The organism is Silvibacterium dinghuense (genome assembly GCF_004123295.1).
Taxonomy (GTDB): Bacteria; Acidobacteriota; Terriglobia; order Terriglobales; family Acidobacteriaceae; genus Silvibacterium; species Silvibacterium dinghuense.
Genome location: NZ_SDMK01000001.1, coordinates 1,377,213 through 1,401,713, shown reverse-complemented (window position 1 = coordinate 1,401,713; position 24,501 = coordinate 1,377,213). Strand labels below are relative to the sequence as shown.

The 24,501-nt window shown below is 62.4% G+C and carries 18 protein-coding genes; 7 read left to right on the top strand and 11 right to left on the bottom strand.

Features of this window, described 5'->3' with window-relative positions; translation table 11 throughout:
- Positions 1-185 precede the first annotated feature (185 nt).
- From aroE to ESZ00_RS05490, 3 genes are all read left to right on the top strand, one after another.
- Positions 186-1,880: a shikimate dehydrogenase gene (aroE, locus tag ESZ00_RS05500; RefSeq protein ID WP_308419044.1), complete on the top strand. Its 1,695-nt coding sequence runs from the start codon at positions 186-188 to the stop codon at positions 1,878-1,880.
- A gap of 43 nt (positions 1,881-1,923) precedes the next feature.
- Positions 1,924-2,586, top strand: coding sequence for a hypothetical protein (locus tag ESZ00_RS05495; RefSeq protein WP_129207140.1), 663 nt, complete (start codon positions 1,924-1,926; stop codon positions 2,584-2,586).
- A 292-nt stretch (positions 2,587-2,878) separates the two neighbouring features.
- Entirely contained in the window at positions 2,879-3,643 is a 765-nt protein-coding gene (locus tag ESZ00_RS05490) for a GvpL/GvpF family gas vesicle protein (protein WP_129207139.1), read from the top strand.
- A gap of 395 nt (positions 3,644-4,038) precedes the next feature.
- Here the strand turns inward: ESZ00_RS05490 and pgsA are convergent, their stop codons facing one another.
- The 4 genes from pgsA to ESZ00_RS05470 form a co-directional block, all read right to left on the bottom strand.
- Positions 4,039-4,704 carry a CDP-diacylglycerol--glycerol-3-phosphate 3-phosphatidyltransferase gene (gene pgsA / locus ESZ00_RS05485; RefSeq protein WP_129207138.1) on the bottom strand — a complete coding sequence of 222 codons (666 nt, stop codon included), beginning with the start codon at positions 4,702-4,704 and terminating at the stop codon, positions 4,039-4,041.
- Between the two features lie 315 nt (positions 4,705-5,019).
- On the bottom strand, positions 5,020-8,430 hold the full coding sequence (locus ESZ00_RS05480) for a TonB-dependent receptor (protein WP_129207137.1): 3,411 nt from the start codon (positions 8,428-8,430) through the stop codon (positions 5,020-5,022).
- A gap of 593 nt (positions 8,431-9,023) precedes the next feature.
- The gene (locus ESZ00_RS05475; protein ID WP_129207136.1) at positions 9,024-10,289 is read right to left on the bottom strand and encodes a Glu/Leu/Phe/Val family dehydrogenase; all 1,266 of its coding nucleotides are present in this window, start codon (positions 10,287-10,289) and stop codon (positions 9,024-9,026) included.
- Positions 10,290-10,855: 566 nt separating this feature from the next.
- A complete protein-coding gene (locus tag ESZ00_RS05470) occupies positions 10,856-11,728 on the bottom strand; it encodes a TIGR03435 family protein (protein ID WP_164981355.1) in 873 nt (290 codons plus the stop codon).
- Positions 11,729-12,062: 334 nt separating this feature from the next.
- Between ESZ00_RS05470 and trpE the strand changes: the two genes are divergently transcribed.
- Entirely contained in the window at positions 12,063-13,565 is a 1,503-nt protein-coding gene (gene trpE, locus ESZ00_RS05465) for an anthranilate synthase component I (protein ID WP_229740976.1), read from the top strand.
- A 292-nt stretch (positions 13,566-13,857) separates the two neighbouring features.
- On the opposite strand, the gene ESZ00_RS05460 is transcribed toward trpE, so the two are convergent.
- Entirely contained in the window at positions 13,858-14,484 is a 627-nt protein-coding gene (locus ESZ00_RS05460; RefSeq protein ID WP_129207134.1) for a hypothetical protein, read from the bottom strand.
- Between the two features lie 296 nt (positions 14,485-14,780).
- On the opposite strand from ESZ00_RS05460, the gene ESZ00_RS05455 reads away from it, so the two are divergent.
- Both ESZ00_RS05455 and ESZ00_RS05450 read left to right on the top strand, forming a co-directional pair.
- On the top strand, positions 14,781-15,155 hold the full coding sequence (locus tag ESZ00_RS05455; protein ID WP_129207133.1) for a DUF6632 domain-containing protein: 375 nt from the start codon (positions 14,781-14,783) through the stop codon (positions 15,153-15,155).
- 39 nt (positions 15,156-15,194) lie between these two features.
- The gene (locus ESZ00_RS05450; protein WP_129207132.1) at positions 15,195-15,758 is read left to right on the top strand and encodes an anthranilate synthase component II; all 564 of its coding nucleotides are present in this window, start codon (positions 15,195-15,197) and stop codon (positions 15,756-15,758) included.
- A 249-nt stretch (positions 15,759-16,007) separates the two neighbouring features.
- Here ESZ00_RS05450 and ESZ00_RS05445 read toward each other — a convergent pair whose 3' ends face one another.
- From ESZ00_RS05445 to ESZ00_RS05420, 6 genes are all read right to left on the bottom strand, one after another.
- On the bottom strand, positions 16,008-16,883 hold the full coding sequence (locus ESZ00_RS05445; protein ID WP_129207131.1) for an aldo/keto reductase: 876 nt from the start codon (positions 16,881-16,883) through the stop codon (positions 16,008-16,010).
- A gap of 32 nt (positions 16,884-16,915) precedes the next feature.
- The gene (gene hemG / locus ESZ00_RS05440) at positions 16,916-18,352 is read right to left on the bottom strand and encodes a protoporphyrinogen oxidase (RefSeq protein ID WP_129207130.1); all 1,437 of its coding nucleotides are present in this window, start codon (positions 18,350-18,352) and stop codon (positions 16,916-16,918) included.
- Complete coding sequence (gene hemH / locus ESZ00_RS05435; protein ID WP_129207129.1) at positions 18,349-19,317, bottom strand: ferrochelatase; 969 nt, start codon at positions 19,315-19,317, stop codon at positions 18,349-18,351. The genes hemG and hemH overlap by 4 nt, the downstream gene beginning before the upstream one ends.
- Positions 19,310-20,392, bottom strand: a complete 1,083-nt coding sequence (gene hemE, locus ESZ00_RS05430; protein ID WP_164981426.1) for a uroporphyrinogen decarboxylase — start codon at positions 20,390-20,392, stop codon at positions 19,310-19,312. Before hemE ends, hemH begins: the two co-directional genes overlap by 8 nt.
- A gap of 510 nt (positions 20,393-20,902) precedes the next feature.
- Positions 20,903-22,996 (bottom strand): S9 family peptidase, encoded by a 2,094-nt coding sequence (locus tag ESZ00_RS05425; protein ID WP_129207127.1) that lies wholly within the window; start codon positions 22,994-22,996, stop codon positions 20,903-20,905.
- Positions 22,997-23,134: 138 nt separating this feature from the next.
- Positions 23,135-23,686, bottom strand: a complete 552-nt coding sequence (locus ESZ00_RS05420) for a DinB family protein (protein WP_129207126.1) — start codon at positions 23,684-23,686, stop codon at positions 23,135-23,137.
- Positions 23,687-23,900: 214 nt separating this feature from the next.
- Here ESZ00_RS05420 and ESZ00_RS05415 point away from each other — a divergent pair, with 214 nt between their 5' ends.
- Positions 23,901-24,500 carry a ribosome maturation factor RimP gene (locus tag ESZ00_RS05415; RefSeq protein WP_129207125.1) on the top strand — a complete coding sequence of 200 codons (600 nt, stop codon included), beginning with the start codon at positions 23,901-23,903 and terminating at the stop codon, positions 24,498-24,500.
- Position 24,501: the final 1 nt, after the last annotated feature.

Here is a 24,501-nt window from a genome sequence, read left to right as displayed (position 1 = left end):
AAGCCAATGCATGGCAGCCAGGAAAGTTGTCATCCCGGTTTGAGAGGGTCACCGTCCGCGACCAGCGGGAGCGCCACGCGAAGCGAAAGGCCCGGACGGCCAGTCCCGCGCAGCAGGGAGAAAGTATTTGCATGCAGGTGGTTGCATCCGTGGAGCGCAGCCGTTAAGATGCCGCAATTGCGACCATGAAAGCACCCAAGAAAGCTACGCCGAAAGCGCCGAAGAAGGCCGTGCCCGCCGCGAAGGCTGCGGCCCCGGCGAAAGCTGTGCCCGCCGCGAAGTCTGTACCCGCCCCGGCGCCCGCCCCCGAACGTATTCCGATGTCGCCGGCGATCTTACGGTCGCGCATTGGCCGCATCTGCGTGGCCATCATCGGTTCCACGCCGGAAGAGATGCTTGCGAAGGCGGAAGAAGCCGCGCGGGAGAACCATTTCCTGGAGTTCCGGCTGGATTACCTGCCGAAGCCGCTGCTCGCGCTCCCAAAGCTCCAGACGTTTCTCTGTGAGCGCGGCGATGTGACCGCGGTAGCCACCTGCCGGCGCGTCGAGGGCGGCGGCAAGTTCAAGGGCAGCATGGCATCCGAGCTGGAGGTGCTGGAAAAGGCCGCCGAGGCAGGCTGTCATCTCGTGGATCTCGAGATCGAGACGGCCGAAGCCATCAAGCACGCGCAGATCGATAAGCTGCGCAGCCGGGGCGCGGCGCTGCTGATCAGCTACCACGACTTCCACACCACGAAGGATCTGGACAAGGTCTTCGAGCGCATCCGGCCCTTCGAGCCGGAGTTCATCAAGGTGGTTTCGACGGCGAAGCACCTGGCCGACAACGTGGCCATGATGCGCTTTCTCGAGCGGGTACGGGATCTGGCCAGCGTCGTGGGCATCTGCATGGGCGATCAGGGGCTCATCAGCCGGGTATTGGGACTGCGCGCCGGCTCTGTCTTCACCTTTGCCGCGGCGACGGTGGGCGAGGAGACCGGACCGGGGCAGATCGCCGCGCGGACGCTGGAGGATGTCTTCCGTGTCGACCAGATCGATGCGGCGACCAAGGTCTACGGCGTGGTCGGCAACCCCATCAAGCACTCGCTCTCGCCGCTGATGCAGAACACCGCCTTCCGGCGTGAAACCGTGAATGCGGTCTTCCTGCCGCTGCAGACGACCAAGCTGACCGACCTGCTGACGCTGGTGCGCGAGGTGCCGATCAGCGGCCTCGCGGTAACCATGCCGCTCAAGGAAGAGATCCTGCCGCACCTGGAGCGGACCGACCCCCTCTCCGAGAAGATCGGCGCCTGTAATACGGTCGTGCGCTCCCAGGACGGCAAGCTCTATGGCTTCAATACAGATGTGGCGGCAATTGTCCGGCCGCTCGAACGCCGTCTGCAGCTGAAGGGCGCAAAGGTGCTGGTGCTGGGCGCGGGTGGCGCGGCGCGGGCAGCGGTCTTCGGCCTCAAGGACAAGGGCGCCGACGTTTATATCCTGAACCGCACGCCGGAGGCGGCGCAGAAGCTGGCGCGCCAGGCCAAGGCGAAGACCTTCAAGCGCGAGCTGCTGGCTAAAACCGCCTTCGATGTCATCATCAACGCCACGCCCTCGGGCATGCACGGGGTGAAACCGGCAAGCGTGCTCAATGCCGATGAGCTGAACACCAGGCTGGTCTTCGACCTGGTCTACAACCCCATCGACACGCCGCTGATCCGGATGGCGCGCGAAAAAGGGCTGCCCGTGATCACAGGCGTGGAGATGTTTGTGCACCAGGGCGCGCGGCAGTTCGAAATCTGGACCGGCAAGCCGGCTCCCGAGGAAGAGATGCTGCGGGTGGTGGTGCATGCGCTGCGCCAGCAGGCGGAAGCATCCAAGGCGGCAGAGGCTCCGGCAAAGAAGTAGGAGCTGTAGCAGCCTATAGTGGTGACAGGAGCCGCTCCCCCTGATGATTGACGAACTGATGTCCAAGCTGGGTCGCAGCCGCGGCACGGCATCGCGCAACCCGAAGGAAACGGCCCGGGAAACGGCTGTGGACCGGCTGATCGAGCTGGCGTCGGACGATCCCTCGTCCGGGAAGCGGGGCGCCGGTGACGACCTGCTGGAAGGCCGGCTCGATCCGCATCTGGCCATCGAGGAGTCCCGTGAGGCAGAGGCGTCTCAGGACCCGCATGCGCTGGCCCGGGCCCTTACCCAGTTGAAGGCGATCGTTCCATTCCTGACCCGGCTGGCGCCGCTGCTCGATGCCCGGTTCCTGCCCCTGCTCGAGCTGCTCGGCATGGGACATGGCCAGCAGAACCAGCAGCAGAATCTGGCGGCAACACGGGAGCTGCGCGAGGGTGTGACAGGATTGCAGTCCGGGCAGCGGGATCTGCGGCTCACATTGCAGAGCCAGGCGGTCGAGATTCAGCGGCTGGAAGATCAGGTTTCCCGGCTGCGGGAAGCGGCAGAGAAGACCAATCTCGAGCATTCGGAGCTGGTAGAGGATGTAAAGTCGCTGGGGAGCCTGGTGCGCACCGTCGGCGCCGCCCTGGCGGTGCTGCTGGTGATCCTGATTCTGATGGTGGGGCTGCTTCTGGCAAAGCTGCACGACCCAGCGTCCCAGGGGTAGCGCTTTCCTCGGGATTTTGAAGAGAACGGAAACGAATGTCGGTTTTCTTCCGTTCCGTTGAGGGAATCAACAGGCATTTTGATCTTTTAAAAAGAAAAATGCCTTTGGTTTGCTCACCTTCTGCGTGTATCGCAAGGTTTTCATTGCCAGTTGTGGACAGGCGGGACTAGCATACGTCCAGCTTGGGGCAATTCCGGACGGAATCCCAGCCCGATTCGAAAGATACCCATGCAGGACATCCCCGCAACGCCGCACGCCAACCCCTCACGGGTCCGCAATGGAGTGATTCTCTATGGCATGGTACGCCTACTGCATAACCGAGAAACAAGCCTTTCCTGAACTTCTCCGTCACCGTAAACCCATTCCTTTGGAATCGGTTGCGGGGATTCAGGGAAATCAGGTTTTTCTTTATCCAGCCAGTGATCTTGCAGTCATCGTCAGCGAATATTCTCCGCAGGAGAGTTTCAACCAGAAATCGGCAGTCGACCACGCTCGCGTGATCGCCGACTGCTTTAAAGTCTCGACCGTATTGCCGTTCCGTTTTGGCACGGTGTTTACCGACGATGATTCGCTGCGGCGTTCGATCCGCTCAAATCAGCGCCAGTTTGTGACGAATATTGAACGGCTCCGCGGCAAGGCCGAGATGCACCTGAAGGTGACTCTCGACGATTGTTGCCGGGAACAGATTCACCGCTATGCCGCGACTGCGGTGCCCAATACCGGCCGCGAGTACCTGAGCAATCTGCGGGAGACAGCGACGCTGCAGCGTGAGCGTCAGACCAAGGCGCGGGCCATCTCAGTGCAGATGCACCGGATGTTCGCACCGCTGGCCGAAGAGGTCACCTGCAAGCGGACCGAATCGGGCAAGATGCTTCTGGATATCGCGCACCTGATCGATCACAAGTGCATTGAGCGGTACCAGAACAAGTATTCCAGTGCGAGCCAGGCGATGAAGGACTGCCAGATGCAGCTCTCGGGACCATGGCCGCCGTACCACTTCGTGCATCGGCTGACGCGTAGCAACGCGCATTCCCATGCACATCCGGCCAGTGCCTGAAGTCTTTGGAGCACGAGAAAAGCCCCGGTGGACCCACGAACCACCGGGGCTTTCCATCAGGAGGAACACTCGGGTCGAGTCTCAGCAAGAGTCCCCCGAACGCCTCACTCACAAAGACGAAGGTACACAGGGGAAAAGACGCAGTGAGCCTGCAATTTCTCTGACGAAAGTGCGGCTGCTGCGTGCAGGGCGAGACTGGCCGTCCCGGGCCTTGGGCTTCGCACGGCGCTTCCTCTGGTCGCGACGCTGGGTTTTTCTCAAGATAGGAAAGCACCAGGGCGCCCCATCCAGGTTCCGCCTGGGTGTGAGGGGGCGAGCTCCTCTGTGGGGAAGCTGATGAGGGTCGCGACCAGCGGGAGCGGGTGCCGAAGGCGAAAGGCCTGGACGGCCAGTCCCTACGAGACGTTCTTGGCGGGCAGGTCTTTCTTGCCGCGGGTGAGCACGAACTCATTTTCACGGGAGCGGCTGCTGGTCGAAGCCTTTTCGATCCTGCGCCAGAAAGCCACAAAGTAGTCGACCGCGGAGATGATCGACACGGCGGTCATAAAGTAGATGCCGACGACGGCGATCAGGTCGACCGGCATGACAAACCAGCCGAAGTGCCATTCGTGCCAGCCATGATCGAGCACGGCGGCCACCACCGACACAATCTGGATGACCGTCTTGAGCTTGCCCAGGTCGCTGGCGGAGATGGTGAAGCCTTCGCTTGAGGCGATCGATCGCAGGCCCGTGACCAGGAACTCCCTGCCGATGACGACGACGGCGATCCACGGCTTGACGACGTGCGGGTTGTACTGGACCAGTGCAATGTAGGCGGAGGCGATCAGCAGCTTGTCAGCCAGCGGATCGAGGAGCATCCCCATGGTCGTGATCTGGCCGCGGCGGCGGGCGAGATAGCCATCGACGCCGTCCGAGATCGAGATGAGGATGAAGGCGAGCGAGGTAATGATCTCCGCGCTCCCATACCAGCCTGCCACGCCGTGGAAGTGCGGAGAGAGCATCCAGATCAGCAGCGGAACCGCGACAATGCGGCTCATCGTGATGGAGTTGGGGAGATTCACAGCTCAGCTCGGTCCCCGGTCATGTCAGCAGCTCGGTCAGCGCCCCGGATGTGCTGACCGCAGGGGTCTTAAGGCCATTATGCACCAGTGGTGCGAAGACCGGTGTTGACGCACTCAAACGGCAGAGAAAACGGCGTATTGCAGGGTAATAAAAAAACGCCGGCAGCATCTTCTGCTGCCGGCGCGGTTGCGTTGGGGGGTGAGAGCGGAATTCGGATAAGGCCTCCTCCGAAGCCATGATCTCTCCGTGGCCTTTTCCGTAGGAAAAGGCCACTTGTACTTACGTGGAGAGGACATGGTTGCCCGGATTCCTCCTTAGAAGGCGTAGCGCAGGCTGAACTGCATTTCGCGGTCCGAAGAGTAGGTCTGGCCCTTGGTGGTGACTTCGCCGAAGGTGCCGCTGCCGGGAGTTTCGTTCGGGGTATCCCAGTTGGGGTGGTTGGTGAAGTTGAAGGCCTCGGCACGGAAGGTCAGTTCGTGATTGTCGTGGCCGGGGATGATGTGGAACGGCTTCTGCAGTGCGATGTTCCAGCTCTGGAAACCTGGGCCGTAGATCGCATTGCGGGTGCCGCGCGGTGAGAAGGTGCCGTCGGCAGGGGCCTGGAAGACCGAAGGGTCGAACCAGTCGCCGGTACCGAACCTCTTGTTGACGATCGGCTTGCGGTTCAGCACCCAGAGCTGCGAGCCGGCGCCGGGGCCAACGCCGGCATAATCGTCGCCGTTGGTGATCGAGGTGAGCGGCACGCCGGTCTGGGCCTGGGTCACTCCGGAGAGCTGCCAGTCGCTGAGGCCGTTGCGCAGGAGCCAGTTCGAGGAGTGGTCGAAGTACGGCATGTTCCAGACGTAATCGACGACCAGGACATTGCGGATGTCGAAATCGGCCGGGCCGTAGTTCATATTGCGGTCGCGGATGTTGGGCAGCTCGTAGCCGCGGCTGGAGCCGAAGTCGAGGAGCTTGGCCCACGTATAGGCGACGCCGAAGAGGACATTCTTGGTGAGACGACGCTTGAGGTTGGCCTGCAGGGCGTTGTAAGAGGAGCTGCCGCGATCCGAGGTTTCGACGATGGAGGCGAAGCCCTGGTAGGGGCGCAGCGCATCCGGCGCCGTGACATCGGGATTGGCCTGGATCGTCCCCGGCGTCAGCTCGTTCACGTTCTCAAGCTGTTGCAGGTGGATGCCCTTGCGGCCGACGTAGGAGAGGGTGAAGGTGGCGAACCTGGGAATTTCCTGTTCGACCGTGGCGCTCCAGGACCATGCCTCCGGAGCAGGCAGGTTATAGGCCTGCGAGGAGAGCTGCAGCGGGTACTGGTTGGCTCCCACGCCGCCCGGGTCGTCGACCTGGCCGTTGGTCACGGATTCAGAGGCCTGGAAGGGTTCGTTGCCGCCCAGCTGGACGTCGTCGTTCACGCCGAGGCGCTGAACGAAGCGGCCGCCGCCGGCGCGGAAGACCGTCAGCGGCGTGAGCTGGGTGGTGAAGCCGATACGCGGCTGGATATAGGACCAGACGGTCGGTGAGTAAGTCCTGCTGAGACCGTGGAAGAGGCCGTTGTACTGGCCGTTGAGGATGGAGGAGGGGACGTGGCCCTTGGCTGAGCTTGGGAATCCGCTGCCGGGGATCACGACGCCGTCATAGATGTTGCCGCCGGTCTCGATGCCGGTGGTTGGATCGACGGTCGGAGCGTCGCCGGCGACATAGTAGTTGGAATTGAACATCGACTGGTTGCCCCATACCGCGTAGTAGTTCTGGAAGATGCTGTAGCGGGCGCCATATTCGATGACCGTCTTCGGAGTCGCATGCCAGGTGTCCTGGGCAAAGAACTCCGCCGTGTTGGTGCGGAAGAGGGTGTAGGATTTCTGGCCGATTTCGCCGTAGCTGTCGAAGAGGCCAAGGGCCGCGTTGGCTACGCCGGCGCCGGTGGAGGGCTGGCTGTTGTGCAGTGCGGTGAAGATGAACTGCCCATTCTGGTTGTTGGTGGCGCCGGGCGTGGAGCTGCTGACGTCGATCTGGTCGAAGTCATTCTCGCCCGAGTACTGGTATACGCCGCCGAAGTTGAGAGTATGGCTGCCGATGATCTTGGTGAGGTTGTCGGCAAAGGCAATGACCGGGCCGCCGGAGTGCGACGGATACGGGCCGCCGTCGAGCGTGGTGAAGTCCTGCGGCTCGATGGTGGGGATCTTGTTGGGGATCAGCTTCTCCGCCGCCGGGAACAGGTAGGGAAAGTCGATCCCGTAGTTGGTGCGGTTGTAGAGGCCGCTGGACTGGTCGATGGTGATGGTTACGTGGTCTGCCGAGGCGGACGCGGTGAAGTCGTTGACCGTCGTCGGATTGATGGTCCAGGTGTAATGGAGGACGCCGACTTCGTCAGGCCAGTTCCAGACCTGCGGGGTGCGGTTGAAATTCCCCGAGAAGGGAGAGTCCTGGTAGAAGGTGTAGTGCAGGAACGAGAAGCGAAGCTGCTGGCTCTGCGAGATGAGGTAGTTCAGCGTGACAGTGTCTTTGCGCTGGTTCTGCGGATAGGGCGCGGAGTCTTCCCAGTTGTAGCTGGCCCCGTTCACATTCGGTGTCGGATAGGCATTGAGCAGGGCAAGGCCGTTGGCGCTGAGGCCCGACGAGATGACGTTGTTGGGATAATCCGCGCCGGTGCTCGGATTCACCAGCTGCACAGGGCTCATGAAGATGTTGGTCGAAAGCAGCTCGCTGAAGTTGCCCGTGCGCATGAGCGTGGTGGGCACGACACCGGTCTGGGTCGGTGACTGGCGGTAGCGCAGGAATTCCTGCCCGACGAGGAAGAAGAGCTTGTTGCGCAGGCCCTCGGCCACCTTCGGGATTGCGACCGGACCGTTGATATTCCATCCGAACTGGTTGAAGCGGAAGGGCGTGGGATGGTCGGCGATATCCGGATTCGAAGACTGCTTGTTGACCCAGGTGTTGGCGTCGAAGAACGAGTTGCGCAGGTATTCGTAGGCCGAACCGTGGAAGTCCTTGGTGCCGGTGCGGGGAACCTGTGCCAGCACGCCGCCCGAGGTGCCGCCGTATTCCGCGGGGTAGTTGGTGGCAAGAATCTGCATCTGCGCCACGCTGTCCACGTCGGCAACGCCGGTGGTGGTGCCGTTGCCGCGGGTGCGGATCATGGGCGCGCCGTCCAGGGTGACGGTGATCTCGTCATTGCGGGCGCCGCTGATCTGCGGGCCGCTGAAGTCCGGAGCGAAATTGAACGAGGAGAGCGGCGCATTGCGCGTGACGCCCGGCTCGAGCTGCGAGAGATAGATGGGGTTGCGGCCGTTGAGCTGGATGCTCTTGACCTGTTCGCTAGTGACCACCTGGCCGACGACGGAGGACTCGGTCTGGAGTGCGTTGGCATTGGCCTCGACGGTAACGCTGGTGCTGACGTTGCCGACGTTCATCGAGAAGTTCACCTGCCGGCCGATGTTGGCGTCCACGATGACGTTGTTCTGGGTAACGCCCTGAAAGCCCTTCGCCGATGCCGCCACCGTGTAGGTTCCGGGCTGGATGTTGGTGACGGTATAGCCGCCGCGGGTGTCGGTGGTGGCGTTGAACTTCTGTCCGGAGGCCGTGTTCTGGACGGAGACCGTGGCGTTCGGGATAACGGCTCCGGAGGCATCGGTCACCGTGCCGGAGATGGAAGAGGTGACGTTCTGTGCGTGCGCAGCAGGGCAAAGGCTGCAGAGCATGGCAGCGAGCAGAAAGACTGCGAGGGCAGCCATCCTGGTGGACACGCGTAAGGGGTGAAGGGCGGTAAGGATACCGGGCCTGCGCACTCTCCGTCTGCGGGCAGGTTGGGATCCGGATTTTGTATGGGATAGGGTGTGCATCGCTTGCCTCCGAAAGCTGGGTGCAGTGGGGGAAGAGAGAAGGGTTCGAGCGTTCTCTCAGGAGTGCAATCGGTCGTGCAAAATGGTTTCGTTACGTTAGCGGTATCGTTTCCACAAACGTACGCATTATTCTCGCCAGCTTTTTTGCTTGTCAATAGACCGGAAGCTCCGAAGATGCAGGGAGTTACATCGCAGGCGGGGAGAAATTCAGCGCGGGAAAGCGCTTCGAAGGCTGTGCAAAACCCGCCGCGAGCCGCGATCAGAGGTGCGTTGCGGAAAGAAGCCGATCATCCCGAAAAGGGCTTGCCTGTGCTCGCATTTTGAGGTGATGCAGGCGCCTTTTTTCTGCACTCGATGGCTCTGGTCTGTATCGGGTTCGAGCCATAGGAAGGAAAGTATCGGGGCATGACTTCAGCCGCGCGGACATGGTGCCTCCACGCAAAAAGGACGGCCAAGGCCGTCCTTTTTGCGTGCATCGGAGCTGCTTAGGCGTAGATGCCGCGCTGCTTGATGGTGAAGGCGACGCGGTCGATGGCCAGCATGTAGGCAGCGATGCGGTTGTTGACGTCATGCGCCTCGGAGTAACGGACCACATCATCGAAGCTCTCGGTGAGGATGCTCTCCAGCCGCTGGTTGACGTCGGCTTCCTTCCAGAAGTAGCCCTGGCGATCCTGGACCCACTCGAAGTAGGAGGCGGTGACGCCGCCCGCATTCGCGAGGATGTCCGGGATGACGAAGATGCGCTTGTCGGCGAGAATCTCGTCGGCAACCGCGGTGGTGGGGCCGTTGGCGCCTTCGCAGACAATGCGTGCGCGGATCTGCTCGGCGTTGCGGCTGGTGATGACGTTCTCGGTGGCCGCGGGTACGAGGATGTCGCATTCGGCGGTGATCAGGTCGTTCGAGTCGTAGGCCTCGGCGCCCTTGAAGCCGAGCACCGAGCCGTTGCGCTGGCGGTAGTCGCTGAGCGCGCAGACATCGATGCCATTGGGGTTGTAGAGTCCGCCGTCATACTCGGCGATGCCGATGATCTTGTAGCCCTTGTCCTGCATGAGCCGGGCCGCGTTCGAGCCTACGTTGCCGAAGCCCTGGATGATGACCCGGCATCCGTCGCGCTGGATGTGGAGATGCTTGAGCGCCTCGTCGCAGGCGACGCTGATGCCGCGGCCGGTGGCCTCGCGGCGTCCGCGCGAGCCGCCGATGTTCAGGGGCTTGCCGGTGACCACGCTGGTGACGGTCTGGCGCATGTGCATGGAGTAGGTGTCCATGATCCAGGCCATCGTCTGCTCGTTGGTGTTCATGTCCGGCGCGGGAACGTCCTTTTCCGGCCCGATGAATTCGATGATCTCGGCGGTGTAGCGGCGCGTCATGCGCTCCAGCTCGCCCTGGGACATCTTGCGCGGATCGCAGATTACGCCGCCCTTGGCTCCGCCGAAGGGGATGTTGACCACAGCGCACTTCCACGTCATCCAGCTGGCGAGCGCGCGCACCTCGTCGAGGGAAACGTCCGGCGCGTAGCGGATGCCGCCCTTGCCCGGCCCGCGGGCCTGCGAATGGAGGACGCGGAAGCCGGTGAACATTTCAATGCGGCCGTCATCCATGGCGACGGGAAAGTGGACGATGATTTCACGCGAGGGATAGCGGAGGACGCGCCAGAGTCCTTCGTCGAGGTTGAGCTTGCGTGCTGCGAAGTCAAATCGAGCAGCTTGTGCTTCCCAGGGGTTGATTTCCTGCTCGAGCGAGATGGTTGCCATAACGATTGCTACTCCTTGGCTCCGGTTCAGGAGCCTTAACCCGGACCTGCCGGCAGATCGTGCTGGCCGGAGTTCAGGACCGATCTTGCACTGCCGCCGTTGCCGGCAGAACAGCGCCCGGAAACAAGCCGCTCACCAGAGATAGACGCCTGCTCCAGCGTAACGGCGCGTGCCTGACCACTCCAGAAAAATCCAGGATTCGGCCAAACTCACCGAGTATAGGCTCCCAATTTGGCCAGCGGCAAGACTTTGCGTAAGCCAAAAGGGGTAGCGAGGATGATGCGAAAGTCGTAGGACTGGCCATCTAGGCCTTTTGCCTTCGGCACCCGCTCCCGCCACTGCGCGTGGGGCGGATCGCCTGCGGCCCCTGCTCCCGCTGGTCGCGATTGGAGATTTATGGAGAGGAGACAAAACGGGTGCCCGTCCAAGCTCCGCTTGGGCGGGAGGGCATGGGCTTCTTTCGCTGACTTCCAAGTCCGGTATTCGATCCCTCCCACGTCTCAGAAGCGAGACGTGGGGCACCCGGGGTGGCAACTCTGCTGGTGACGGTGAGTCCGTAAAGGCTGTTAGCGGGTGGGTGGCGGATTGTCCACCCCATCCATGGCCGGTTTCTCTGCCGAAACAATCACGTAAGTCTGGATGGGCACGGAACGCGACTCGAACTTCATTCCTAGCGCCTCTTCTACAGTGTGCATGGGAAACTCGTCTGCCTTGTCAGGATAGGGAATCGAGAAGTCATAGTAGCCCTTCAACCCTGTCTCATCGATGACCATGCGGTCCGAGTGCGCGTTGGCCGAGATTTGCCCGATAGAGGTGCTGATCTTCACTGCATGTGCGATGCATTTTTCGCCCGTACACATGATCACCCCGGGATAGACGCCATTCGGGTGTTCATCGGCCCAGCGCTTCTGAGCTTCTTCTTCATCGCCCTTCACTGGCTCGGGAGCTGAAACTTCTTTTACATGTGCTCCGCCCTTGGCCTGTACTAATACATAAACCGGGGTCATACGGTCTTCCGTGCGGAGCCTGAGATGAAAGCGCTCGGCCAGAAGTGCCTGCAGCATCGGCCGGATCACGTTCATCCGTTGCTCATAGGAGAGCCTGTCCCAGTCCTTCATGTACGAGTTTTCGATTTTTGCCGTAATGTCGTATTCCACCGAGTTGACCCAGTCCGGAACCCCGTGATCGATCTCCACCTTATTCTGCGCGGGCGGAATCATGTAGGCCTCATACACCAGCCCGGTCAAGGACATGGCCGAAGTCTGGAAGCGATCGGAGTTATCCAGTTTCGTGCCGAACCAGTGGCGGCCGTCCCCACGATTCGCCTGGCGGATCGTAGCCACCTCAAAGGCCGGTCCGGCCTGGTCTGCACTTGTGGTGTCGCCCGAACCGCTCTGTGCTATGAGGAGCGCTCCCGGGAACAAGATGAACGCGCCCATCCATAGCCATACTTTTCTGACAGGACAACTTACTCGCATGCTCAATCTACACATCCTTCTCCGCTGAGGCTCAACGATGGAATGTAGTTTGCGTCGGATGCCTGCGGTCTCTTTTTCAACGGGCAGAGCGTCATCTTGCGGAAGTATAGCTCTGTACGACTGCTCTACATCTCGTGCTGATCGAGATGCGGGGTACCCAGTTCGGCTTACTTAAAGATTCTTCGGAGCCCCACCCATGACCGACGGCGTGTCATGGGTGGGGCTCCCGGGATCCCGGCTCGCGACCAGCGGGAGCAGGGGCCGAAGGCGGTCCGCCCTGCGCGTAGCAGTTACCATGCTTATAGCCATGCCTGACGTGACCGCCCTGCCCGCCCGCGCCGAATTCCTTCGTCTTGCCAAAACGCATACCCTGGTGCCGCTCTATCGCACGCTCACCGCCGACCTGGAAACGCCGGTCTCGGCCTTTCTGCGCCTGGCGGCCGATGAGCCGGAGTGCTTCATCCTCGAATCCGTCGAGGGCGGCGAGAACGTGGGCCGCTACACCTTCATCGGCATCCGGCCGTACCGCAAGCTGGTCTCGCGCGGCACGCATGTCGAGGTCACCGAGAAGGGCAAGACGCGCAAGGTCGAGGGCGATATCTTCTCGCTCTGGAAGCAGGAGCTGGAAGGCCACACGCCCGCGAAGCTCGCCGGGCTGCCGCCGTTTACCGCCGGCGCGGTCGGCTTCTTTTCGTATGACGTGGTGCGGCAGATCGAGGAGCTGCCGGAAAAGGCGAAGGACGATCTCGGCATGCCGGATGCCTCGCTCATGTTCTTCGACGAGGTGCTGGCCTTCGACCACGTGCGCCGCGAGATCCTGCTGATTGTGACCGCCGACGTGCGCAAGCAGAAGCCGCAGGCCGCGTATGAAGACGCGCTGAAGCGGCTGAACCGGCTGGCCAAGCGGCTGGCGCGTCCTCTGCCGAATCTCAAGGCAAAGAAGCCCTCGGGCAAGCTGAAGATCGAGTACAAAACGAAGAAGAAGGACTTCCTGAAGGCGGTCGATAAGGCGAAGGAGTACATCGCGGCGGGCGACATCTTCCAGGTGGTGCTCTCGCAGCGCTTCGATGTGGAACCGGGCGTCGATCCCTTCCAGGTCTATCGCTCGCTGCGCATCGTGAATCCCTCGCCCTACCTGTATTTCCTGCGCTTCGGCGTGAACAAAGAGGCGGACACGCACATTGTCGGCTCGTCGCCTGAGCTGCTGGTGCGGGTGCAGGGCGATCGCGTGGATTACCGTCCTATCGCCGGCACGCGTCCGCGCGGGTCATCCCCGGAAGAAGATGTGCGCATCGAGGGCGAGCTGCTGGCCGATGAGAAGGAGCGCTCCGAGCACGTGATGCTCGTTGACCTGGGCCGCAACGACGTGGGCCGGGTGAGTGAATTCGGATCGGTGAAGGTGACCGACCTGATGTTCGTCGAGCGCTACTCGCACGTGATGCACCTGGTGAGCGCGATCGAGGGCAAGCTGCGCGCGGGCATGTCCGCGGTGGACGCCTTCCGCGCCTGCTTCCCGGCGGGCACGCTGAGCGGCGCGCCGAAGATTCGCGCCATGGAGATTATCGAGGAGCTGGAGCCGACGCGGCGCGGCATCTACGGCGGCAGCGTGCTCTATGCGGATTTCTCCGGAAACCTGACCTCGTGCATCGCCATTCGCACGCTGCTGATGCGCGGCAGGCAGGGACACATCCAGGCGGGAGCGGGTATTGTTGCCGACTCGGTGCCGGAGAAGGAATTCGAAGAGAGCGTGAACAAGGCGCGCGCCGTGGTACGCGCCATCGAAAGGGCGCGGGGTTAGAGCGTATCCAGATATAGCAACGAAAAGGGTTGTCATTTCGACCGGAGCAGGACGGTTTTTATCGTCCTGCGTAGCGGAGAAACCTGCAGTTCTGCCTGGGCCCGAGAGAACTGCAGGTTCCTCCGCTACGTTCGCCTTACGGCTCTCTCCGGTCGGAATGACAATTCGTAATATCAGTCGTTTATTTTCAGCCTGGTTATTTATATTGTGGATGCCGCCTAGCCACCCGGGCGGTTCGCCTTTCGCTCCCGTCGGTCGCGATTGAGGTTTTCGGGTGGCCCGGAAATTGCTCTTATCGCGCGGCCACCTCACGCATTGGGCTCGGTTGCAGGCTGCAGGCCGGTGTTCCATCGAGGGATGGGGCCGATGTCCAGGTCGATCCGTCGCTGTAGGTAACCTCGATGAGCGCGACGTTACGGATTGTTGTGGGGTGGAGACCGGTGGGCAGCGCAAGGCGGCTGAGCTGGTCCAGTTCGCCGCTGCTGCCGCTCTCGGCGCTGAGCGTCAGGCTCAGCGGGTAAGCCTGCAGATCGTAAACACTCCGCTTCACCAGCAGCTGAACGCTGAGCTTCAGAGAGGCGATCGATTTGCCACTGTGGTTCTGGTAGCGAAGATTGAAATGGCCGGGACCTTGTCCGGTCGAGCCGACAGGCATCGCATAGGGCTCGAACTCGGCGCTGGTGAGCAGAACGGGGCAGCTGGGGTGTTCGGCGGCCTGCCGATCGAGCTCATGCAACATCGACTCAACCTGAACCTGGGCCTGTTTGCGCAGGCGCTCTGTGGTGGCCTCCGATGCCTGCTGCGAAGGTGTGCCGAGGGCGACGGGCGGCGCGGGAAACGCGGGCTGCGTCCCGGTTGCCGTCTGCGCGGAGGCGATAGCTCCGGCGCTGAGGAGAAGAACGACCGCGGAAAGCTTCATGGCGAACCTCCCGAACCCTGTCTTCTTGCTTTAAGACGATCTCGAGTCACGAGACAAACCCGATTGCGCAACAGCATACCACTGAGCTACTGCGCGCGGGATGGAGCTGGCCGTCCATGCCTTTCACCTTCGGCCACTGCGCCTTTCGCCTTCGGCTCCCGCTGGTCGGGAATAAGCATTGGTTGCCGATGCTCCTCTATGGAGCCGCCAGCATGTGAGGGAAAGGCCTGGACAGTTCCCGGGTTCGAAACGTAATTTGGATCGCCATTCGGGGGAACAAACCGGGGAGGGATGAGATGAATGCGGACCGCTTGCTTCGCGTTGCTTTGATCGTTGTCGGGCTGATTTTTATCTTCGGCATCTACCTGCTGGGTATTGTCTGGCCGTCTGGCTGGCAGTGGGGGTATGGCCATTCTCACTATCTCATGATGATCATTGGTGTTTACGCTACTCTTGGCGTGTTCCTGCTGGTGGCGTCGCGCAATCCGCAGGCGCATCGCAGCCTCATCTGGTTCACGGTGTGGTCCAGCGTGGTGCACGGAGCCATCATGGCCGAGCAGGCTATCAGAGACCCGATGGAGACCAGCCACCTGATGGCGGATGTGCCTGCGCTGTTCCTCGTGGCGATCCTGCTGGGCGTGCTCATGTGGCGAGCGGAGAAGGCTGCCTGATCCTCAGTTCCGATGAAGCGCTACACTTGTAGTAGTCCGATGATCTTCGTTCTCGATAACTACGACTCTTTTACGTACAACCTGGTGCAGTACATGGGTGAGCTGGGCGCGGAGATGACGATCCGCCGCAACGATGAGCTGACCGTGGACGAAGTAGACGCGCTCAAGCCGGAGCGCATCCTGCTTTCACCGGGCCCGTGTACACCGCAGGAAGCTGGCATCTCGATCGATCTGATCAAGCACTTCGCAGGCAAGGTACCGATTCTGGGTGTGTGCCTCGGCCACCAGGCTATCGGCGCGGCCTTCGGCGGCGACGTCGTGCGTGCTTCTAAACTGATGCACGGCAAGACCAGCGAGGTAGAGCACGATGGCAAGACGATCTTCCAGGGCATTGCGACGCCGATGACCTGCACGCGGTACCACTCGCTGATCGTGGCGGAGAAGAACCTGCCGCAGGAGCTCGAGATCTCGGCGCGGACGGCGGACGGCACCATCATGGGGCTGCGTCACAAGACAATGAAAGTCGAGGGCGTGCAGTTCCATCCCGAGAGCGTGCTGACCAGCGACGGCAAGAAGCTGATCCGGAATTTTCTGGAAATGTAAGGCAGGTTTAGAGCAGAACAAAGGGCAGCCGGTGAGGCTGCCCTTTTCCATTTCCAATGCACTGTCATCCCAACTGCGCGAGACGATGAAGCCGCCTCGCTGCGGTCGAGATGACAGTGTTTTGTGAATGAAGAGCAGGTGGCCCATACAAGCCTGGTGTTGGCTTGTGTGGGGAAGTACGAGGCTCATCCTGCGAACCCACGTCTCAGGTGCGAGACGTGGGGCACCCGGGCTTCTGCGAATGTGCTCTTACTGCTTGGCCGCGTCTTCCTCGATCGCCTTCCACTCCTCGGCCGAAAGCTGCACATCGGCTGAGGCGACGTTCTCCTCAAGGTGCGAGACCGACGAGGTGCCGGGGATGGGCAGCATTACGGGCGAGTGATGGAGCAGCCACGCGAGCGAGAGCTGGGCGACGGTGACGCCATGGCGCCTGGCGGCCGAGTCGAGCGGTCCGCCCGCGCGTGCGAGCTGGCCGGCAGCGACTGGGAACCAGGGGATGAAGCCGAGCTTGTGCTTCGTGGCGTATGCGACGACCTGCTCGTGCCGGCGGTCTCCGAGGTTGTACTGGTTCTGCACGGAGACGATGGGCAGCACCTTCTGCGCCTGCTCGATCTCCGCGGCGTTCACCTCGGAGAGGCCGACGTGGCGGATCTTGCCCTGTTTCTGCAGCTCCTTGATGACGCCAAGCGACTCCTCGACCGGCACTTTGGCATCGATGCGGTGCAGCTGCCAGAGATCGATACGCTCGACCTTCAGGCGGCGCAGGCTCATTTCGACACACTGCTGGAGGTATTCGGGCCGGCCGACGGGGAGCCACTTGTTCGGCCCCTGGCGGGTAAGGCCGCCCTTGGTGGCAATGACCAGGTCTTTCGGATAAGGGTAGAGTGCTTCGGCGATGAGGCGCTCGCTCACTTCCGGGCCGTAGGCATCGGCAGTGTCGATGAAGTTGACGCCCAGTTCGACGGCGCGGCGCAGGACTTTCTTTGCGGTTTCCGGATCTTTGGGCTCACCCCAGATGCCTTCGCCGGTGATGCGCATGGCCCCGAAGCCGAGACGGTGGATGGTGAGATCTCCGCCGAGTGAGAACGTTCCGCTCGCGGCTGCTTGCAATGCTTTGGTGGCCATGCAGGGTTAGATGCCGGTGAGCGGAGGAGGTCTCAGGAAGTGGCTTTGCGGGCGGCCTCGCGGCCCTGGCGGACCATATCGGGCAGGCCGACGCCGTGATAGGCATTGCCGACCAGGTGCAGGCCGGGGAACTGCGCGGTGAGAGCGGCAAGCTCTTCCATTCTTGCGGGATGACCGACAGCGTATTGCGGCAGCGAGCGCGGGGCGCGGCGAACAAGGCGGAGCGCGGGCGCGGGCAGCGGTCCGAGCGCGGCCGAAAGCTGGCGGAGAGCGCGGGCGATGAGCGCTTCGTCGGACTCACTCATGAGGCGCAGACCGGCCTCGCCGCCGAAGAAGGCGCGGAGCAGGACGGCGCCCGCGGGCACGCGGCCCAGGTATTTCTGGTCGGCGAAGGTGCAGGCCATCAGGTCTTCGGGACCGGGTTGGAAGGTGAGGTAGCCGAAGCCTTCAGGAATCTGGAGGTTGCGGGTGTCTTTTGGCGCGAAGCCGAGGGCGACGATGATGGCCGAACTGGCTTCCATGTCGAGGAGGCGGCCGAAATCTGCGTGGACGGGAGCGAGCAACGCGCGGGTGACATGTGCCGGGGTGGCGAGGATCACCTCGTCAAAACTTTCGTTTTGGGGGATATGGTCTGTTTGGAGAGTAACTTTCGAAAAGAGAGTAATGTGCCATTTAGACCCTTTACGGGTGAGCCCGGTAACCGGCGTTTCAAGGCGGATGGCCTCAGCCGGGATGGCGGCCTGCATGCGGTCGACGAGAGTCTGCAGTCCGCTGGCGAGTGTGGTGAAGACAGCCGGTGCCGGGCCGCCGGATGGCTTGCGGGATTGAAGCGCGGCGATGAGGCTGCCGTGCTCGCGCTCCATCTTGACGAAGGCGGGCATGACGGCGCGAACGCTCAGCATCTCGACATCGCCGCCGAAGATGCCGGCCAGCAGCGGCCCGGCGAGGGTGCGGGTGACCTCGTCGCCGAAGTGGCGGCGGACGAAGCTGGCGACCGACTCGTCCTCGCCGTCCTTCAAGGCTAACGCTGTAAGTTTTGCGGCGGATTCAGCCTCTCGGCGGTAGGCGGCGCGGGCTTCATCGGAAAAGAGCGGCGAGGATTCGATCGGCTCCCATGTGGTGGGCACCATCATCCTCATGTCTTTGGGCATGAGCACGAGTTGATCGCTACGCAGGAGATAGGTCTGCCTCTTTGCATCGTTCGAGGGCAGGATTTCGCTTTCGAGGCCGAGTTCGACGGCCAGCTCGCGAGCCCAGGGCTTCTCGGTGACCCAGGCGTCAGGGCCGCATTCGATGATCCAGCGGCCATCGGCGGTCTCGACACGCGCCGTCTCGACAATGCCGCCGAGGCGGGAAGATGCCTCGTAGAGCGTGAACGCGACGTTGCCATCCTGGGCGCCCTCGCGAGCGAGTTGATAGGCGGCGGCGGTGCCGCTCATGCCTCCGCCGATGACAGCAATACGCTTCATGCGGATGTTGCTTCGTTTTTGCGTGCGTCGAGCGCTGTTAGGGCGGCGCGAGCTACGTCGGCGAGCGCGACGGTGAGCGTGGCGGACTCGTTCAGCGATACGGGGCGGCGCAGCTCGATGCCAAGCTTTGCGGCATGCTCCTTGAAGGCGATGTCGATGTCGTAGAGGATTTCGACGTGGTCGCAGAGGAAGCCGATAGGGGCGATAACGACCCCTTTTGCGCCTTGCTGATGGAGTGCGTCGAGCGTTTCTTCCACGGTGGGCCCGATCCATGGCCCTCCCGACATGCCCTGGCTCTGGAAGGCGAAGGTCCATTGCTCCGGTGCGAGACCGGCGGCCTCGGCAGTGAGCCGCGCCGTGGCCTTCGCTTCGTCCGCGTAAGGATCGGGCGAAGCTCCATCTTCGCTGGTCGCCTGCACGGTGCGCAGCGGCACGGAGTGCGCGGTAAAGACGACCGGGATGCGATTTTCAGGGATGCGGTGCCCGGCTTCGGCTTCGAAGGGAGCGAGCACAGCGGCGAGGCGCTCGGCGAAGGCTTGGGCGAGCAGCGGATGCTCGGCCCAGCCGGCTGTAAATTCGACCGTAAGATCGCCGGCTGCGGCATAGAGCGCCTTGCGGTAGAGTCCGACGCTGGTGCGCGAGTTCTGCGGCGCGAGGCAGATGGCGGCGATGCGTGTGATGCCGTCGGCCTTCATCTGTGCGACCACGTCGGCGATGTAGGGCTTCCAGTTGCGCATGCCCACATAGACAGGCATCCCGAGTTCTTTGCTAAGCAGGCGGCCCTGCTCCATGGTGATGCGCGTGAGCGGGCTTGGTTCGATAAGCGAGTAGCGATGGCGGATCTCCTCGATCACATGGTCCGGCATGGGACGCCCGCCGGTGATGTTCGCGAGATACGCGGGGATCTCGTCGAGCGAGTCCGGTGTGCCGTGCGCAAGCAGGAGGATGGCTGTCTTCTCAGCCATGCGACGCCACTCCTCTCGAAGCCTTCTCGTCGTGATATTCGCGGACGAATTTCACGACGTGCTGCACGTTTTCGACCGGCGTATTGGGCACGATGCCGTGGCCCAGGTTGAAGATATGGCCCGGACGTCCGTCGGCCTGGTCGAGAATGTTACGGACACGGTTACGAATCAACTCGGGCTCGGCGAAGAGCGTGATGGGGTCGAGATTGCCCTGCACCGCGACCGCGTAATCGAGGCCGTGCCAGGCCTGCGCGAGCGGCGTACGCCAGTCGAGTCCGAGGACATCGGCGCCGGTCTCGCGCATGGCGGGCAGCAGCGAGGCAGTATCGACGCCGAAGTAGATGACGGGCACCCCGAGGGCCTGGATCTGGCGAATCAATGTGGTGGTCGCGGGCAGCACGAAGTCGCGATAGTCCTCGACGGAGAGCGCGCCGGCCCAGCTATCGAAGACCTGGAGGACGTCGGCTCCGGCTTCGACCTGCTGCTGGGCGTACTGCACCAGCACGGTGTTGAGCTTGTCGAGCAGGCAGCGCCAGGCGTCGGGATGGCGGTACATCAGCGTCTTGGTGTGGATGTAATTGCGCGAGCTGCCGCCCTCGATCATGTAGCTGGCGAGGGTGAAGGGCGCGCCGCAGAAGCCGATGATGCCGAGCCGGTCCTTGAAGTGCGCGACCACCTTCTCGATGGCCTTGGCCACGTAGTCGAGCTCGGAGGCGCGGTCGGTGCGCAGGCGCGCGATGTCTTCCTCGGTGCGGACAGGATGATGCACCACCGGGCCCTCGCCGGCTTGGAACTCGAAGGGCAGGCCCATGCACTCGAAGGGCAGCAGCAGGTCGGCGAAGATGATGGCCGCGTCCACGTCGAGCTTTTCGGCGGCGGTGATGGTGACCTCGGCCGCGAGCGCGGGCTGCTTGCAGATCTCGAGCAGCGAGTGATGGCGGCGCACGGCCTGATACTCGGCCATGTAGCGGCCCGCCTGGCGCAGGAACCAGACCGGCGTGCGGTCGACAGGCTGACGCAGGCAGGCGCGGACGAAGCGCGTGCCTCCGGTGATGAGGCTGGTGGCGCTGTTCATGTCGTTGGCGGCGAGTGCGGCGGGGATATCGTTCGGGTTCGTCATGCGAGTATGGCTAACGTTTCAGCCTATCGCGTTCATCGCGTGGGGGCCAGCTTGGGATAGGTGGGGACTATGGCTGGGATTGGACTGGCCTTCGCCTTCGGCATCCTGCGAACCCACGTCTCAAAATCGAGACGTGGGGCACCCGGGGAGCTATTTTGAAGTCCAAGCTTCGAAGTTCTTCAATATCCATTCGCGAAATTCTGCGATGCTTCTTGCCCTTTTCCTGACTGGTCCACTTCTCTTTCTACTGAGGTCGGGTGTCAGTTTGGTTCGCCATCTCGACTTGCGCCTGCCACGCAGGCATTCGCAAGGGTTTTTGCCGCAGGCGCCACAGAGGCCAGCTTCGCAACGTTTCTTTACCTTGTCGGTTGCTATGCTCATGCGTCGATTTCCTCTTTATGTGCCGAAGAATAGTTCTGTGCGCTCCCATGTCTCAACATCGAGACATGGGGCACCCGGTTTGTGCTATTCCGCGGGTTTTGCGGCGTCTTTTGCAGGCGTGGATGTCGGCGTGGCATCGATCTTGCCCAGGATCCACTTGTCGTACCAGGCGAAATAGCGCTGGTAGCGGTCCTTGATGAAGCTGGGCTTGGTGAAGCCGTGGAACTGCCCCGGGTAGATGACGAGTTCGCTTGGCACCTCGAGCGTGCGGAGGGCCTGGTACATCTGCTCGCCGCCGTTGAGGGGCACGTTCATGTCCTTGTCGCCGCCCATGTAGAGCGTGGGCGTCCTGATTCTGTCGGCGTGGTAGAGCGGGTAGGCGAGCTTGATGTAGGTCTCCTGCGCCTTCCACGGCGGCAGCAGCTCGGTGTTGTATTGGTGCACATATTCATCGATGCCGTAGAGGCCGATGGGATTGCCCATGCCTGCGCCGCTGATGGCCGCCTTGAAGCGCGTGGTCGAGGCGATAGTGTAGTCGGTGAGGATGCCGCCGTAGCTCCAGCCGCCTACGCCGAGGTGATCGGGATCGGCATAGCCTTCCTTCACCGCCTCGTCGACTGAGGCGAGCAGGTCGGTCACTTCGTGATGACCCCAGTCGGCGAAGATCGACTCCTGCCATGCTTTGCCACGGCCCGAGCTGCCGCGATAGTTCACGTTGAGCACGGCGTAGCCGCGCGCGGCGAAGAGCTGGCGCTCAAGGTTGAAGGCGTGCGCATCCTGGCCGTTGGGTCCGCCGTGAATCCGTAACAGCATCGGATACTTTTTGCCGGAGACGGCATCGGGCGGGAGCGTGAGCAGGGCGTGCGGTGTGGCGCCGTCGGGCGACTTCGCTTCGAGGTCGAGGGTCTTGCCCAGTTTGAGCTCTGCGAGCAGGGCGTCATTCTCGTGGGTGAGTGCGTGGAGCTGGCCATTGTCGAAGGCGAAGAGCTCGCCGGGCGCGGTGTCCGTGGTGCGGATGAACACCATTTTTTCAGCCGCGGCACCCTTCCCGGCAACGGAGTTGAACGCGGTGACGACGCCGTCTTCCTGTATCAGGCGTTTTACCGAGCCGTCGGCGAGGCTGATCTCTGCGGGGTATTCGTTGCGGTCGTCTTCGACGAGCACGGTGATGGACTTGCCGTCAGCGGAGAAAACCGGGTTCCTGATGCTGCGGTCGAGTTTCGGAGCGACGAGCCGCTGGCCGGTGCCGTCGGCGGCAACGAGGGCGAGGTTGTCCTGGTTGTACTCTTCGAATTTCGGTTCCGAACCCTGCGTGTAGGCGATCCACTTGCTGTCCGGGCTCCATGCGAGTCGGCCGCCGTCTGGGCCGTCGAAGGTGGTCAGCTTCTTTGGCGCGGAGTTGGGCCTGGCGTCGACGACGAAGACATCGGAATTGGTGGTGCGGTCGGGATCGGCGTCATGGTTGCTGACGAAGGCGATCTTCGATCCGTCGGGCGACCACTTGGGATCGTTCTCGTCGTGATTGGCGTCGTTGGTCAGCTTCTCGAGCTTGTGGGTGTCTACGTCCCAGAGGTAGAGCAGCTCGTGCTTGTTGTCGCTGAGGTAGCCATCGACATCCTGCTTGAAGTGGTAGCGGTCGATGACGATGGGTTTGGGTTTCTCGTCTTTTTTGTCCTTGTCGTCCTTCTTGTCGTCATCGGCGGTGATGGCGAGCAGCAGCTTTTTGCCATCCGGCGACCAGGCGTAGCCTCCGAGATGACCTTTTATGTCGGTGAGCTGGCGGGCTTCGCCGCCGCGGCGGTCGAGCACCCACACCTGCGTGCCCTTGGCCTTGCCCGGGCGATCCGTCTCAAAGGAGATGTACTTGCCGTCGGGGCTCCAGCGCGGCTGGCTGGGCGAGTTGTCGACACTATAGGTGAGGCGCAGGGTCTCCGATCCGTCGTAGCGGGTGATGTAGAGGTCGGTGAGGCGCTTGTCGGCGGTTTCGTCGGTGTGGGCGACGGTGTAGAGCACCCATTGCGCGTCGGGCGAGATCTCGGGGTTGGCGACGTCGTGGAAGCGGAAGAGGTCGTCGAGGGTGACGGCGTGTGGAGCGGCCGGCGTTGTGCTTTGGGCGAAGGCAGAGAGCGCAAGCGTGGCAGTTCCGAGCAGGGAAAGCAGGCGTGCTGAGCGTGGCATGGTGCCGAGTATAACCACTGCGGACTGGCCGCTGCTTCGCGCAGTGCACTTTGCCTTCGGCTGCTTCGCGCAGTGCGCTTCGCCTTCGGCCTCCGCTCCCGATGGTCGCGATGAGGGAGATGAGGGGTGTACTGTGGGTCAGTCTTCCGTCTGCGCGTATCCGCGGTGAGGAGGATGGTTTCCGGGGGCGGGGTGATTGGCCGGCGCGAAGCTGGCGGCGATGGCCTGGAGCTGCTGGAGGTGGTTGAGATCGTGGCCGGCCATGGTTTCGACGATGGTCCAGAAAGTAAGCGGGCCGCGTTCGGGATGCGAGGCGGCGCGCTGCCTCTGCTCGGGGGTGAGGGAGCGGAAGAGCGCCATGTTCCACTTGCGGGTGTCGCAGAAGAGCGCGAGTGCGTCATGGGCTTCGTAGGCGGGGTAGGCCGCAGCCCATTTTTCCTGATCGAAGGGCTGGATGACGTGGTTGTCCTCGGCGAGGGTCTGGCGCAGGCGGAAGGAAAAGGCGATTTCGCAATCGGCGAGGTGGCAGAGGATCTCGCGGGGACTCCATTTGCCGGGCGCGGGGGATTCGTCCATACGTTCGGAGCCGAGTTCCTCGGTCAGCTCTTCGATCGTGCGCGGGGTGGCGGCGAGGACACGGAGCGGATCCTTGTCCTGAAGGTAGCTGGCGTAGGGATTGGCGGCGGTCATGAGATCGGGACGTGTTGGCGGCAGTATGACACGAAAGCCGCGGCCGGCAACGGAATTGAAGTTTGCCGGGGTTGGGCGTATGCTTAATTGGCAGACGAGTTTGTCCGTAGTGGCGCCGTGCGTTCCCGGCGGGCTCGGAGAGATGAGTGGGCTTATGGCCCACTTTTTCTTTGGCCTCGAAAGTTCCTCTCAAACCTCGCCGGCAGAGATTGTTATGGCTCTGAACCTTGACCAGATTCGTGCCCTTGCCCAGCGCGTCGCGGCCTCACATGGCCTTGACGTGGTGGAAGTGGAGTACCAGGGGGCGGGCAAACAGCGCGCTCTACGCATCTTTATTGAGAAGAACGCCGAAGGACGGGCCAGGCTGCTCGCCGCGGCGGAGGCTTCGCCGTCCGATGGAGACGAGGTAGCTCGTCCGGAAGGCTTCAACCGCGAGCACCTGTCCGGCATCACGCATGACGACTGCACGGCTTTCAGCCGGGATTTCGGCACGGTTCTCGATGTAGAAGAGTTGATCCCGGGTGCGGAGTACACGCTCGAGGTGTCATCGCCGGGGCTGGACCGGAAGCTGTCATCGGCCGTTGATTATGAGCGGTTTGCGGGCAGCCTGGTGAAGCTGCAGACCTTTGAGCCGGTGAATGGGAACCGCCACTGGCAGGGTAGGCTGACCGGCGTGGCCGATGGGCGCATCACAGTGGACTTGAGCGCCTTGAAGCCGAAGGGAAAGGCGAAGAAGGCGCAGACGGCATCCGGTGAAACGTTGGAGATCGCGCTGGCGAACGTCGAAAAGGCGCGGCTGATCCCGGAATTCTAGA